16 protein-coding genes are annotated in these 13,250 nt (G+C 46.4%); 14 read left to right on the top strand and 2 right to left on the bottom strand.

What is annotated here, in order from left to right; genetic code table 11:
• Window positions 1–88 precede the first annotated feature (88 nt).
• From metK to ruvX, 8 genes are all read left to right on the top strand, one after another.
• Window positions 89–1,243: a methionine adenosyltransferase gene (gene metK, locus D5I41_RS20150; RefSeq protein ID WP_119011338.1), complete on the top strand. Its 1,155-nt coding sequence runs from the start codon at window positions 89–91 to the stop codon at window positions 1,241–1,243.
• Window positions 1,244–1,512: 269 nt separating this feature from the next.
• Window positions 1,513–2,307, top strand: coding sequence for a DUF2189 domain-containing protein (locus D5I41_RS20155; RefSeq protein ID WP_119011339.1), 795 nt, complete (start codon window positions 1,513–1,515; stop codon window positions 2,305–2,307).
• 119 nt (window positions 2,308–2,426) lie between these two features.
• On the top strand, window positions 2,427–2,921 hold the full coding sequence (locus D5I41_RS20160) for a SprT family zinc-dependent metalloprotease (protein ID WP_119011340.1): 495 nt from the start codon (window positions 2,427–2,429) through the stop codon (window positions 2,919–2,921).
• A gap of 135 nt (window positions 2,922–3,056) precedes the next feature.
• Entirely contained in the window at window positions 3,057–3,752 is a 696-nt protein-coding gene (locus D5I41_RS20165; RefSeq protein WP_119011341.1) for an endonuclease, read from the top strand.
• Window positions 3,753–3,846: 94 nt separating this feature from the next.
• Window positions 3,847–4,578, top strand: coding sequence for a 16S rRNA (uracil(1498)-N(3))-methyltransferase (rsmE, locus tag D5I41_RS20170; RefSeq protein ID WP_119011342.1), 732 nt, complete (start codon window positions 3,847–3,849; stop codon window positions 4,576–4,578).
• 9 nt (window positions 4,579–4,587) lie between these two features.
• Complete coding sequence (gene gshB, locus D5I41_RS20175; protein ID WP_119011343.1) at window positions 4,588–5,535, top strand: glutathione synthase; 948 nt, start codon at window positions 4,588–4,590, stop codon at window positions 5,533–5,535.
• Window positions 5,536–5,603: 68 nt separating this feature from the next.
• Window positions 5,604–6,164, top strand: coding sequence for a YqgE/AlgH family protein (locus D5I41_RS20180; RefSeq protein WP_119011344.1), 561 nt, complete (start codon window positions 5,604–5,606; stop codon window positions 6,162–6,164).
• Window positions 6,161–6,586, top strand: coding sequence for a Holliday junction resolvase RuvX (ruvX, locus tag D5I41_RS20185; protein WP_119011345.1), 426 nt, complete (start codon window positions 6,161–6,163; stop codon window positions 6,584–6,586). The genes D5I41_RS20180 and ruvX overlap by 4 nt, the downstream gene beginning before the upstream one ends.
• Before the next feature lie 3 nt (window positions 6,587–6,589).
• Here ruvX and D5I41_RS20190 read toward each other — a convergent pair whose 3' ends face one another.
• Together D5I41_RS20190 and D5I41_RS20195 are read right to left on the bottom strand one after the other, a co-directional pair.
• The gene (locus tag D5I41_RS20190) at window positions 6,590–7,693 is read right to left on the bottom strand and encodes a PilT/PilU family type 4a pilus ATPase (protein ID WP_119011346.1); all 1,104 of its coding nucleotides are present in this window, start codon (window positions 7,691–7,693) and stop codon (window positions 6,590–6,592) included.
• Window positions 7,694–7,722: 29 nt separating this feature from the next.
• On the bottom strand, window positions 7,723–8,769 hold the full coding sequence (locus D5I41_RS20195) for a type IV pilus twitching motility protein PilT (protein ID WP_017032830.1): 1,047 nt from the start codon (window positions 8,767–8,769) through the stop codon (window positions 7,723–7,725).
• A gap of 24 nt (window positions 8,770–8,793) precedes the next feature.
• Between D5I41_RS20195 and D5I41_RS20200 the strand changes: the two genes are divergently transcribed.
• The 6 genes from D5I41_RS20200 (at window position 8,794) to hemW (ending at window position 13,243) form a co-directional block, all read left to right on the top strand.
• Window positions 8,794–9,504: a YggS family pyridoxal phosphate-dependent enzyme gene (locus tag D5I41_RS20200; protein ID WP_119011347.1), complete on the top strand. Its 711-nt coding sequence runs from the start codon at window positions 8,794–8,796 to the stop codon at window positions 9,502–9,504.
• A gap of 28 nt (window positions 9,505–9,532) precedes the next feature.
• A complete protein-coding gene (gene proC / locus D5I41_RS20205; RefSeq protein ID WP_119011348.1) occupies window positions 9,533–10,357 on the top strand; it encodes a pyrroline-5-carboxylate reductase in 825 nt (274 codons plus the stop codon).
• Between the two features lie 18 nt (window positions 10,358–10,375).
• Window positions 10,376–10,945 carry a YggT family protein gene (locus D5I41_RS20210; protein WP_119011349.1) on the top strand — a complete coding sequence of 190 codons (570 nt, stop codon included), beginning with the start codon at window positions 10,376–10,378 and terminating at the stop codon, window positions 10,943–10,945.
• 69 nt (window positions 10,946–11,014) lie between these two features.
• Window positions 11,015–11,458 carry a DUF4426 domain-containing protein gene (locus D5I41_RS20215; RefSeq protein ID WP_119011350.1) on the top strand — a complete coding sequence of 148 codons (444 nt, stop codon included), beginning with the start codon at window positions 11,015–11,017 and terminating at the stop codon, window positions 11,456–11,458.
• A gap of 4 nt (window positions 11,459–11,462) precedes the next feature.
• Entirely contained in the window at window positions 11,463–12,068 is a 606-nt protein-coding gene (locus tag D5I41_RS20220) for an XTP/dITP diphosphatase (RefSeq protein WP_119011351.1), read from the top strand.
• Complete coding sequence (hemW, locus tag D5I41_RS20225; protein WP_119011352.1) at window positions 12,065–13,243, top strand: radical SAM family heme chaperone HemW; 1,179 nt, start codon at window positions 12,065–12,067, stop codon at window positions 13,241–13,243. The genes D5I41_RS20220 and hemW overlap by 4 nt, the downstream gene beginning before the upstream one ends.
• The last annotated feature ends 7 nt before the right edge of the window (window positions 13,244–13,250 follow it).

The raw sequence follows: 13,250 nt of genomic DNA on the forward strand, positions 1-13,250 counted from the left end.
GTCTAGAAGTAGAAACACCTACTAAACAGTACGATTCAAAAGACGCCAAGATGCGTCTTTTCTTAACTAAGAAATAAGGGAGCCCATCATGGCTAAGCACCTGTTTACTTCTGAGTCAGTATCAGAAGGCCATCCAGATAAAATCGCAGACCAAATCTCTGATGCGGTTCTAGATGCAATTCTTGAGCAAGACCCAAAAGCTCGCGTTGCTTGTGAAACCTACGTGAAAACAGGCATGGTAATGGTGGGTGGTGAAGTCACTACCTCTGCTTGGGTTGATATCGAAGAGCTAACTCGTCAAACCGTTCGTGACATTGGTTACGTGCACTCAGACATGGGCTTTGACGCTGACTCTTGTGCGGTACTAAATACCATTGGTAAGCAGTCTCCAGACATCAACCAAGGTGTGGATAAAGCAGACCCTAAAGATCAAGGCGCAGGCGACCAAGGTATCATGTTTGGTTACGCGACTAACGAAACACCAATCCTAATGCCAGCTCCAATTACTTACTCTCACCTTCTTGTTAAGAAGCAAGCTGAAGTACGTAAGAGCGGCAAACTTGACTTCCTTCGCCCAGATGCGAAATCTCAGGTAACATTCCAGTACGACCAAGGTAAGATCGTTGGTATCGATGCTGTTGTTCTTTCGACTCAACACTGTGATTCAGTAACAACACCAGACCTACGTGAAGCGGTAATGGAAGAGATCATCAAACCAGTACTTCCTTCAGAGTGGATCAACAAAGACACTAACTTCTTCATCAACCCAACAGGCCGTTTTGTAATCGGTGGCCCAATGGGTGACTGTGGTCTAACGGGTCGTAAGATCATCGTTGATACCTACGGCGGCGCAGCTCGTCACGGTGGCGGTGCATTCTCAGGTAAAGATCCTTCAAAAGTTGACCGTTCTGCAGCTTACGCCGCGCGTTACGTTGCGAAAAACATCGTTGCGGCTGGCATGGCTGACCGTTGTGAGATTCAACTGTCTTACGCTATCGGCGTTGCTGATCCAACGTCTATCATGGTTGAAACCTTTGGTACTGAGAAAGTAGCTCACGAGATCATCATTGAGGCAGTTCGTCAAAACTTCGACCTACGTCCATACGGTCTACAAGAGATGTTGAACCTACTTCAGCCTATCTACAAGCAGACTGCTGCATACGGCCACTTCGGTCGTGAAGAGTTCCCATGGGAAGCAACAGATAAAGCAGAAACCCTTAAAGATTTCGCTGGCATCAAGTAAGCTTAAAACTCTATTACTAAGACCTCAGCCATGGTGCTGAGGTTTTTTTTGCTTAAAACCTACCTCCTTCTGATTAATTTCCGCACAAAATTTGTATTTCCCCTCATCCAAGACGATAGTTATAAAAGTTAACAAACTGTTAAATAGATCAACTTTTTTAGCAAGAGGGTCGTATTAATAACAGGCAAACTCCCTTGGTCTTTCTATTAGAGATGCGCTGCTCTATGCATCGAGGGTAAACATTACGGGACAGAATCAGGAGGATTACCATGCCTCGTACATACGATGACGACGACTTCCAGAAAACAACGGAAGTCAAAGACAGTGACTACGCAAAGACACTGCCGTGCAACAAAATCACCATCAGCGACCCCTTTCAGTGGTTATCGCTGGGACTTAATGACCTTGTTAAGTCGCCACTAATTAGTCTTTTCTATGGAATCTGCTTCGCCGCCGCGGCTGCTGGCATTGTTGGACTTATCTATCTGCAAGGAAATCATTCACATCTAGTGATACTCCCTGCTCTTATTGTGTACATGCTAATCGGCCCCTTCCTCGCTCTGGGTCTATACGATGCCAGCTGGGCGAGAGAACGAGGAAAACAGCCTAGCTTGCTTCATTCTATGAAGGCCATTGGGCGCAATTCAACATCTCAATGGAGTTTTGCCGTCCTTTTAGTGGTGGCCATGATTTTCTGGATGAGAGTGGCGGCATTACTACACGCTCTCTACCCTTCAGTTAAAGGGGCTAGCATTGTTGAATTTGCACCCTTCCTCATTACAGGGTCAATCGCAGGCTTCATTTTGGCATCCGTTGTATTTAGTATTTCAGTGTTCTCAATGCCACTGATGCTAGAGCGCAGGGTCGATATGATGACCGCGGTATTTACCAGCTTTAACGCCGTTCGGAGCAATCCTGGACCAATGCTAGTTTGGGCTGCAATGATTTGTGGTGGCGTACTGATTGGTTTTGCTACTTACGGGATCGGCATGATAGTCACCATGCCAATTCTTGGGTATGGCACATGGCACGCCTATCACGCAACCATTCAAAAGAAGCACTAAATTAGCCATCCTTAACTAGGGAAGCATTCGCTTCCCTTTTTCATCTCTATTTTTGCCTCTTTTTTGTCTAAACAGATTGCGCTAGAGTGCATGCATATACAGTTAGTACACTTAATTTAATGACCCCGATTCAGTATCAACTATCCAAGACAACAGCACAGCTAATAGACGTTGCAAATAAGCACTTCCAGCGAAGCTTCCCTATACCCAAAGTAGAGGTCAACATGCGAGGGAAAGCAGCCGGCAAAGCATTGCTGCAACTCAATACCATCAAACTAAATACAGTGCTGTTTGCTGAAAACCAACAAGCATTTATAGATGAGGTGCTACCACACGAGTTAGCACACCTAATCACCCATCAGGTGTTTGGAAGAGTTAGGCCTCATGGCAAAGAGTGGCAATACGTTATGGCTAAAGTGTTTGGTATTAAGCCTGAGCGAACCCACACTATGGATATCAGCTCTGTGCAAGGTAAAACCTTTGAATATCAATGTGGCTGTCGGAGCTACCCTCTTTCCATACGCCGTCACAACAAAGTCCAGCGCGAAGAGAGTCAGTATACCTGTCGCAGTTGTGGGAATGGATTAGCCTTCACAGGTAAGCAGCTTAGCTAATCAACCCACCTGTTTCTTATAGAACGAATCGATGCCACTAGAAGTATCGTCACACTCAACTGAACAAAATCTGGTCAATTTAACTAAACATCGTTATCCTACGCTCTGTTTTTTTACATTCAACGTTGTTTATTCTTGATACGCTTTATTTTCCCAATTATCAGCCTAGTACTTGTTGCTGCATCGGTTCATGCTAAACCGCAATCATTCTATAAGTCTAAGCAACTCGCCGTTGGTATCTATCAGCAACACCCCGAGTCCTTTTACTGTGGGTGTAAGATAGATTGGCAAGGGAAGAAAGGTACCCCGCAACTGGCTGATTGCGGCTACCAAGTTCGTAAACAAGAGCGACGCGCAAACCGTATTGAGTGGGAGCATGTCGTTCCTGCTGCACACCTTGGCAAGCAAAGGCAATGCTGGCAAGAAGGTGGTCGTTCGAATTGCACCAAAAGCGACCCTATCTACAAAGAAATGGAAGCCGATCTGCACAACCTAGTGCCCGCGATTGGCGAAGTAAATAGTGATCGATCGAACTTTGATTTCAACCAATGGAATGGGGAACGCGGGGTTAGTTATGGTCAATGCCAAATGCAGGTTAGCTTTAAAGATGATAAGGCGATGCCGCCAGAACAATCTCGAGGCGCTATTGCTCGCACCTATCTGTATATGGAAAAGCAATATCCCATCACTCTATCCGATCAACAAATCAAGCTAATGCAAGCGTGGAACAAAACCTACGCTGTGACTGACTGGGAGTGTCAGCGCAATCAATTGATCTCTGAAGCTCAGGGCAATTCAAACCCATTCGTTGAGCAAGCGTGTAGCCACTAAAAATTCATCTCTATCAGACTGCGCTACACCTCTTGTTATTTGCTACCATAGCAACCATATTTAGTGAGTTCAGTTAGTTACGGGTAAGAATTTAATGCGTACACCAAGGATATATCATCCTGAGTCTTTGTCTTCAGCCACACATGTCCAACTATGTGATGATGCCGCAGGGCACATTGGTCGTGTATTAAGAATGCAGACAGGACAAGCGGTTACCTTGTTTGATGGCAGCGATGTAGAGTATTCCGCTGTTATTACAGAGGTTTCCAAGAAAAATGTCGCGGTTGAGATAACAGATTCTCAGCAGCACAGTGTCGAATCACCACTCGATATCCATCTAGGACAAGTCGTTTCTCGCGGCGATAAGATGGAGTTCACTATTCAAAAGTCAGTGGAACTTGGCGTCAATACCATTACCCCTCTTATTTCTGATCGCTGTGGCGTTAAACTCGATGCCAAACGATTTGAGAAAAAGCTCATGCAGTGGCAGAAAATCGCGATTGCGGCTTGTGAACAAAGTGGTCGTAATACCGTTCCCGTGATTAGACCCATCATGCAATTAGAAGAATGGTGTAGCGAGGAGTATCAGGGGCTTAAGCTCAACCTTCATCCTAGAGCCCCTTATTCTATTAACACCCTTCCACAGCCAATCAAACACGTTAAGTTACTGATTGGCCCTGAGGGTGGGCTATCTGGCTCTGAAATCGACATGACCACCGAACATAACTTCGAACAAACACTGTTAGGGCCGCGCGTTCTTAGAACAGAAACAGCAGCCCTTACCGCAATTACCGCACTCCAAGTTCGCTTTGGCGATCTTGGCTAGGAGGAATAAATGATCAAGATCGGCATAGTGATGGACCCTATCTCATCCATCAACATCAAGAAAGATTCAAGTTTTGCCATGCTTCTCGAGGCACAAAAACGTGGCTACGAAATCCATTACATGGAAATGAACGATCTGCACCTAGATCAAGGTGTAGCGGTTGCTGATACTAAAACCCTAAGAGTCGAGAAGAACGCCGATTCTTGGTATGAATTCCTTTCCGAGCAAACCATCAAACTCTCTGAGCTAGACGCTGTATTGATGCGTAAAGATCCTCCGTTTGATACTGAGTATATCTACGCAACCTATATCCTGGAACGTGCTGAAGTTGAAGGCACACTAATCGTCAATAAGCCTCAAAGCCTGCGCGATTGCAACGAGAAGCTATACACAGCTTGGTTTGCCGATATGACACCAACCACTATCGTGACCCGTAAAGCCGACAAGATCAAAGCCTTCCAACAAGAACATGGTGATGTCATCCTTAAGCCACTAGATGGTATGGGTGGCGCATCTATCTTCCGCGTAAAAGACGGCGATCCAAACGTATCAGTCATCATCGAGACATTGACTAATCACGGACAAAATTACGCGATGGCACAAGCATTTGTGCCTGACATCAGCAATGGTGATAAGCGCATTTTGATCGTTGATGGCGAACCAATGCCTTACTGCCTAGCTCGTATTCCAGCGAAGGGCGAAACTCGCGGCAACTTGGCTGCAGGCGGACGTGGCGAAGCTCGTCCTTTAAGTGAGACAGATTTTGCGATAGCAAATGCGATAGGTCCTACACTTAAAGAGAAAGGATTGATCTTTGTTGGTCTAGATGTCATCGGCGATAAAGTTACTGAAATCAATGTCACCAGTCCAACCTGTATCGTTGAGATTGAAACTGAGTTTGGTATTTCAATCACAGGCAAGCTGATGGACGCTATTGAGCGACGCATTAGCAAATAACTAAAAGCCGCGTCTTGGCATAACGCGTAGCCACCGCACAGCGGTGGCTTGTTTTCGGAGGTAGCTGCATGAACCTTACTAATCACTTCTTAGTAGCCATGCCATCAATGCAAGACCCCTATTTCAAGCGCTCTGTTATCTATATCTGCGAGCATAATGAAAATGGCGCTATGGGTATCATGATCAATGCCCCTATCGACATCACCGTCGCCGGCATGTTGAAACAGGTAGAACTGAAATCAGAACATATTCAGGCTGGTGATAGCCTCAAGCAACCTGTGCACAATGGCGGCCCTGTCGCAGAAGACCGTGGGTTTATTCTTCATCAGCCTAAAGGCAGTTATCAATCCAGCATAGAAATGGCCAATGGCCTAACTATGACGACATCTAAAGATATATTGTCAGTGCTTGGAACCCAAGAAGAGCCAGCGCAATACCTTGTCACACTCGGTTATTCCGGCTGGGAGGCTGGGCAACTGGAAAATGAGTTAGCTGAGAACTCGTGGTTAACGATGGAAGCTGACCCCAGTATTATTTTTGCCACACCGGTACAAGATCGCTGGGCTAGCGCCGTACAGTCGCTAGGCATAGACGCATCTCAATTATCAACACAAGCAGGACATGCATGAGCAGAACCATAATGGCGTTTGATTACGGCACCAAGAGCATTGGTAGCGCCATCGGACAAGACATAACAGGCACCGCCACTCCTCTAAAGGCCTTTAAGGCAAAAGATGGTATCCCCCATTGGGATGATATAGGAGCACAGCTAGAAGAATGGAAACCCGACCTTGTGATTGTAGGCCTACCAACAGATCTACATGGTAAAGACCTAAAGACTATCACTCCGAGGGCAAAGAAATTTGCTCAGCGAATTCATGGCCGATTTGGGGTGCAAGTAGAACTCCACGATGAGAGGCTTTCCACTACTGAAGCGAGAGCCGACCTATTTGCCATGGGAGGCTACAAAGCCCTTAGCAAAGGCAATGTAGACTGTCAGTCTGCCGTGGTTATTTTAGAAAGTTGGTTTGAGAGTCAGTGGGGAGAGTGATCCTCACCCCATATCAATTTTAATATCGTCTAACGGGCCACTACTGCTAGTCCCTTGGTGATTTTTAAGCATTAAGCGCAGATCGTTTGCAGAGTCTGCGCTTCTCAAAGCCTCTTCCTCACTCACCTTGCCCTGCACGACTAAATCAAAGAGTGATTGATCAAAGGTACAGATCCCTTGTTGCTTGGTCTTGGCCATATAGTTCTTAATCTCCGCGATCTCTCCCTGACGAATAAGATCCGACGCTCTCGGCGTCACCAATAAGATCTCTAGCGCGGCATGACGTCCGCTATCATCTTGTGCCTTAAGCAATTGCTGCCCTACGATCCCTTTCAGGTTAAGAGAGAGATCGAGTAAAAAGTGTTCTCGCTGACCTTGAGGAACTAAGTGTAAAATTCGTTCTAGTGCTTGGTTGGCATTGTTTGCATGCAAGGTCGCGACGCACAGGTGCCCCGTTTCGGCAAAGGTCATCGCATAGCGCATGGTTTCTGGTGTTCTAATCTCACCAATGACGATCATATCCGGGGCTTGTCTTAAAGAGTTTTTAAGTGCGATTTCATAACTCTCAGTATCTAAGCCAACCTCACGCTGAGTGACTATGCTCTTTTGATGCTGATGCACAAACTCGATAGGATCTTCTACCGTAAGAATATGCCCTCGTTGGTGTTGATTTCTATGCCCCACCATAGCGGATAAGGTCGTCGATTTCCCTGATCCCGTAGCGCCAACCACCAGCACTAGACCGCGCTTGACCATAGCGAGATCTTTTAGCGTATCAGGTAGGCCAAGCTCATCAAAAGAAGGGATGTTGGTTTCAATATGACGAATGACAGCACCAGGAAGATCTCTCTGAAAGAAAGCACTGACCCTAAAGCGTCCCGATTCACTTTCTATGGCAAAGTTGGCTTCCCTAATGGCTCGATATTCTTTGCGCCTATCGTTATCCATGATGCTATCAAGAATGGCGGTCACTCCAGATTGGTGTAGCTTGTCGCCAAAAGGCTGAAGCTCACCGTCCACTCGAAACATACAAGGAGAATCTACAGTGATATACAGATCCGATGCCTTGTGCTCTGTCATCGCATCTAACAGTTCTTTTAATTCCATGGTCTTCTCCTTGTCGGTTTTAACAACACCTAAAAGCCGGAACCTAAGCTAGGCTGTATCTCAACCTTAGCCTCTGCTTCTTCGCGGCTAACCAGATTTTGTTGCATCAATTGATTTACCGATTGCTCCATAGTTCTCATACCTTGAGCCGCACCAGTTTGGATGATCGAATACATCTGCGCCACCTTGTCCTCTCGAACAAGGTTGCGAATAGCAGGATTCGCTAACATGATCTCATGACAGGCCACTCGGCCTCCGCCAATACGCTTTAGCAGTTTTTGCGCGATAACGGCGCGCAATGACTCTGACAACATAGAGCGAACCATATTTTTATCGCCCGCGGGGAATACATCAATAATACGGTCTATGGTTTTGGCTGCAGAACTGGTGTGCAGGGTGCCAAAGACCAAATGCCCCGTTTCTGCCGCGGTAAGCGCAAGGCTTATGGTTTCTTGGTCACGAAGCTCACCCACTAGAATCACATCAGGGTCTTCACGTAGTGCAGAACGAAGCGCCGCCTTAAAGCTATGCGTATCACGATGCACTTCCCTTTGATTGATCAAACACTTAGAGCTTTGATGAACAAACTCAATAGGATCTTCAATGGTTAGGATGTGTTTGTTGTGATGACGATTAATGTAATCAACCATGGCCGCTAAGGTGGTTGATTTACCCGACCCCGTGGGCCCAGTCACCAAAACCAGTCCCTTTTCATAATTAGCTATTTTTTCAAATATGGGCGGGCAATCAAGTTGCTCAAGGGTAGGAATCGTAGTGGGAATGGTTCGAAACACCGCAGAGGCCCCACGGCTTTGATTAAAGGCATTGACCCTAAATCGACCAACGCCACCCAGCTCGATGGAAAAATCCAACTCAAGGTTGGATTCAAACTCACTTCGTTGCGCATCATCCATAATGTCGAAGATAAGTTCATGTACCTCAGCTTCACTAAATTCAGGCATTTCCAAGCGTCTCACATCGCCATCAATCCTTACCATTGGCGGTAGTCCCGATGAAAGATGTAGATCTGAGGCATTATGCTTTACACTAAAGCGAAGCAATTCGGTGATATCCATAAAATTTCCTGTTAAGTCAAAACTATGCAGACAATCCAATCAAATTTAGAACATATTCATCAGCAGATTAAAGAGTCTGAACGTAAGTTTGGGCGTGCAACTGATTCCGTGCAACTTCTTGCAGTAAGTAAAACTAAGCCCAACCAAGCAATTGTAGACGCTTGTGTTGCAGGGCAGCGCCAATTTGGCGAAAACTACGTGCAAGAAGGTGTTGAAAAAGTTCAATACTTTCAAGAACATCATAGCGATTTCAAGATAGAATGGCACTTTATTGGGCCAATACAATCCAATAAAACACGCCCTATTAGTGAGAACTTCGACTGGGTTCACTCTATTGATAGAGCTAAAATCGCACAGCGCCTTAGTGACCAAAGGCCTGACGATAAAGAGCCATTGCAGGTGCTCATCCAAGTCAATACCAGTGGTGAGGCAAGTAAGTCCGGAATTTCGGCTCAGCAGGCGTTAGAGTTAGCCTCTTCTATTGAAGCAATGCCCAATCTAACTTTACGTGGGTTAATGTCCATACCCGCAGCGGTTGCAAGCTATGAGGAACAATTGCAGGCCTTTAATCAGCTCAAAGGCTTGTTTGAAGCAATTAAAGCCCAATATCCTCAAGTAGACACCTTATCTATGGGCATGAGCGGTGATATGGAAGCCGCTATCGAAGCCGGTAGTACTATGGTTCGTATCGGCACCGCCATTTTTGGCGCGCGAGACTATTCAAGCAAACAATAAGTCAAACAAACAGTAAGGGATAAAGCTCTTGGCAAATTCAGCACGTAACATCGCCTTTATTGGTTCAGGCAATATGGCAAGCTCCATTATTGCCGGGCTTTTAGACAGCGGTTACCCCGCGAACGCATTAACAACAACCGCCCCATCACAGCAAAGCCGTGACAGAATCAGTAAGCGCTTTTCCATTACTGCGACATCGGACAACCGAGCTGCAGTCACTCAGGCTGATGTCATTGTACTATCGGTCAAACCACAGATTATGTCTGAGGTATTGGCTGAGCTTTCTGGTATCGACTTTAGTAACAAGCTACTGATCTCTATTGCTGCAGGTATTACAGTTCCTAGATTGCAGTCAATGCTGGGACAAGATGCAGACTTTGTGCGTGTCATGCCAAACACTCCTTCCTTGCTTGGGCTTGGTATGAGTGGCCTTTATGCACCGCAGCAAATCAGTGAAAAAGATAAAGCCTTCGCTGGTGAGCTAATGCAAGCGGTCGGTAAAATCTGCTGGGTGGAATCAGAGTCTAAAATCAATTCCATTATTGCAGCAGCGGGAAGCTCTCCTGCTTACTTCTTCTTGTTCATGGAAGCTATGCAGCAAGAAGCCATCGCACAAGGTTTTGATAAAGACACGGCGCGCATGCTTGTACAGCAATCAGCAATAGGCGCTGCGCAAATGGTCGCTGAAAACCCAGAATTAGAGTTAGCAACTCTTCGCCAGCAAGTGACCTCAAAAGGCGGTACCACCGCTGAGGCCATTGCCACATTTAATCAACACCAACTCTCTGACACCGTTGCCACCGCCATGCAGGCTGCAGTAAAACGTGCGCAAGAGATGGAATCCCTTTTTTAACCTCATCAAGGATTTGTAATGAATTCAATGCAGTTTTTAGTGACGACCTTTTTTGATCTCTACATCATGGTTGTCATCCTTAGAATCTGGTTGCAGGCAGCTCGCGCTGATTTCTATAACCCGTTCTCTCAATTTATCGTGAAAGCTACCCAGCCGGTATTAAAGCCTTTACGTCGCGTTATTCCATCCATTGGTAATATCGACTTAGCCACGCTGACCTTTGCTTATGCGCTGTGTGTCCTGAAGTTTGTACTTCTAATGCTGATGGCGTCAAATGGTGCGGTAGGCTTTAGCCCTGACCTTCTAATTATTGGCTTGCTTGCCCTAATCAAGGCTGGCGGTAAGCTTCTGTTCTGGGTACTGCTACTTCGTGCAATTCTTAGCTGGGTTAGCCAAGGCCGTAGCCCTATCGAATACGTATTCCATCAATTAACTGAGCCAATGCTGGCACCGATTCGTCGTATCCTTCCTTCTATGGGCGGACTAGACTTAAGCGTACTGGTGCTATTTATTGCATTGCAGTTTGCTAACTTCTTGATGGGCGATCTCACCAGCAGCCTATTTGGTCCAATTTGGTACGGCCTGTAAGGTGTGGCCGGCAAGGTGTGGCCGGCAAGATACGGCCTGTAACGTTTAAACATGATTTTAGGGGTAAGAATGACAAAGCTACTCACAAGAGCACTGTGCACATTATTGATTGCCGGGTTTGCCATGCCCAGTTGGGCTGAACAGTTTGTGCGTATGAAGGATATTGAATTGCACTACTCTGCATTTAATTCCACCTTCATCGCCCCTGAAATTGCCAGAGATTTGAAACTAAAGAGAAACCCAAACGTTGCTCTAATCAACATCAGTGCCCTTGATCTCTACAGCGTTGGCAAAAAGCCAACGCAGGTAGCGCTTCAAGGCACAGCCAAAAACCTTGTTGGCAATACTCGAACATTAGAATTTCGAGAAATCACTCAGGGCGAGGCCATCTATTACCTTGCTGAGTTGCCAATCACAGAGAATGAAACCTATCGCTTTGAGATAAAAGCGGATGCTGGTTCTAAAGGCAGTGGCATTCTCCGATTTAACCAAACTTTCCATATTCAGGAGTAATCCTTTGTCTGCAAAAAATAAACTAGTGCTTGCTACCGGAAATCAAGGCAAGGTGCGTGAAATGGCGAACCTGCTTTCTGACTTTGGCTTTGAGGTGCACGCCCAAAGTGAATATCAAGTCTCAGATGTCGCCGAAACAGGCACAACCTTTATTGAGAACGCCATCATCAAGGCTCGCCATGCAGCGAAAGAAACGGATCTACCTGCCATTGCTGACGACTCTGGATTGGAAGTCGACTTTCTTAAGGGTGCACCTGGGATTTACTCTGCACGCTTTGCAGGCGAAGGGGCAACTGACCAGCAAAACCTAGACAAGCTACTCGATGAGCTAGATGGCGTTGCTGAGGAGCAACGTAGCGCGCGCTTCCACTGTGTATTGGTGTACATGCGCCACGCGGATGACCCTACACCTATCGTTTGCCATGGAAAATGGGAAGGACGTATTTTAACTAAAGCCCATGGTGACAATGGCTTTGGTTATGACCCTATCTTCTATGTTCCAGAAGACAAGTGCGCTTCTGCAGAATTAGCACCTGAGCGTAAAAAGCAACTCTCTCATCGAGGTAAGGCGCTAAATGAGCTATTCCAACAGCTAAAACAGGCTCTATGAGCACGCTAACGCCACCCGCGCTGGGCCTTTATATTCACATACCTTGGTGTGTGCAAAAATGCCCTTATTGTGACTTCAACTCCCACGCTCTGAAGGGTGATATCCCTGAAGAGCTGTATATCGATGCCCTTCTCGAAGATTTGGATAGCGATATCAGTAAATATGCGGACTCTGTTGGCGAAAGAGTGCTTACCTCCATCTTCATTGGTGGCGGCACGCCAAGCCTGATCTCTCCACAACACATTGCACGCTTGCTCAATGGCGCTAAACAGCGCATTGCCTTCTCTGAAAATATAGAGATCACCATGGAGGCAAACCCTGGCACGATTGAAGCTGAGCGATTTGCTCAGTATGTCCATGCGGGAGTAACGCGCATCTCAATAGGCGTGCAAAGCTTTGAACAGAAAAAGCTTGAGCGCTTAGGTCGCATACACGGTAAAGATGAAGCAGTGAATGCAGCCAAACTAGCCCATACCATTGGTTTGAATAGCTTCAATCTAGACCTAATGCACGGCCTTCCAGATCAAAGTATTGAGCAGGCGCTGGATGACTTAGATAAAGCCATTGAACTGGCTCCGCCACATTTATCTTGGTACCAGTTAACCATTGAACCCAACACCCTGTTCTATTACAAAACGCCGACACTGCCTGATGATGATGACCTTTGGGATATCTTCGAAAGAGGGCATGAGAAGCTAAATGCTGCAGGGTATGTGCAATACGAAATATCAGGCTATAGTAAGCCCGGTTATCAGTGTCAGCACAATCTTAACTACTGGCGCTTTGGTGATTACCTCGGTATCGGCTGTGGCTCACATGGCAAGCTCAGCTTCACCGACGGGCGCATTGTTCGCACTACCAAGACAAAGCACCCTAGAGGCTATCTAGCCAGCTATCAGAACATGGTTAAGCCTTATCTAGATACGGAACACATAGTGGCCGATGAAGACCGTCCATTTGAGTTCTTTATGAACCGCTTTCGATTGATCGAAGCCTGCCCTAAGCAGGACTTTGTGAACACAACGGGGCTGCCAATTAGCGCCATTCAACAAACCATAGATTGGGCGCTAGAGATGAAGTATCTCACCGAAACTGAGACTCATTGGCAGATCACCGAGAAGGGTAAGCTGTTTTTAAATGATCTTCTAGAAGCGTTTATGGTGGAAGAAGAATAGCGGTCAG

It is taken from the genome of Vibrio superstes (assembly GCF_003569005.1).
GTDB classification, from domain to species: domain Bacteria; phylum Pseudomonadota; class Gammaproteobacteria; order Enterobacterales; family Vibrionaceae; genus Vibrio; species Vibrio superstes.

Excerpts from the sequence above, each read along its gene's own strand:
- metK (WP_119011338.1), top strand. The coding sequence starts at position 89 with ATGGCTAAGCACCTGTTTACTTCTGAGTCAGTATCAGAAGGCCATCCA.
- D5I41_RS20155 (WP_119011339.1), top strand. The coding sequence starts at position 1,513 with ATGCCTCGTACATACGATGACGACGACTTCCAGAAAACAACGGAAGTC.
- D5I41_RS20160 (WP_119011340.1), top strand. The coding sequence starts at position 2,427 with ATGACCCCGATTCAGTATCAACTATCCAAGACAACAGCACAGCTAATA.
- rsmE (WP_119011342.1), top strand. The coding sequence starts at position 3,847 with ATGCGTACACCAAGGATATATCATCCTGAGTCTTTGTCTTCAGCCACA.
- gshB (WP_119011343.1), top strand. The coding sequence starts at position 4,588 with ATGATCAAGATCGGCATAGTGATGGACCCTATCTCATCCATCAACATC.
- D5I41_RS20180 (WP_119011344.1), top strand. The coding sequence starts at position 5,604 with ATGAACCTTACTAATCACTTCTTAGTAGCCATGCCATCAATGCAAGAC.
- ruvX (WP_119011345.1), top strand. The coding sequence starts at position 6,161 with ATGAGCAGAACCATAATGGCGTTTGATTACGGCACCAAGAGCATTGGT.
- D5I41_RS20190 (WP_119011346.1), bottom strand. The coding sequence starts at position 7,693 with ATGGAATTAAAAGAACTGTTAGATGCGATGACAGAGCACAAGGCATCG.
- D5I41_RS20195 (WP_017032830.1), bottom strand. The coding sequence starts at position 8,769 with ATGGATATCACCGAATTGCTTCGCTTTAGTGTAAAGCATAATGCCTCA.
- D5I41_RS20200 (WP_119011347.1), top strand. The coding sequence starts at position 8,794 with ATGCAGACAATCCAATCAAATTTAGAACATATTCATCAGCAGATTAAA.
- D5I41_RS20210 (WP_119011349.1), top strand. The coding sequence starts at position 10,376 with ATGAATTCAATGCAGTTTTTAGTGACGACCTTTTTTGATCTCTACATC.
- D5I41_RS20215 (WP_119011350.1), top strand. The coding sequence starts at position 11,015 with ATGACAAAGCTACTCACAAGAGCACTGTGCACATTATTGATTGCCGGG.
- hemW (WP_119011352.1), top strand. The coding sequence starts at position 12,065 with ATGAGCACGCTAACGCCACCCGCGCTGGGCCTTTATATTCACATACCT.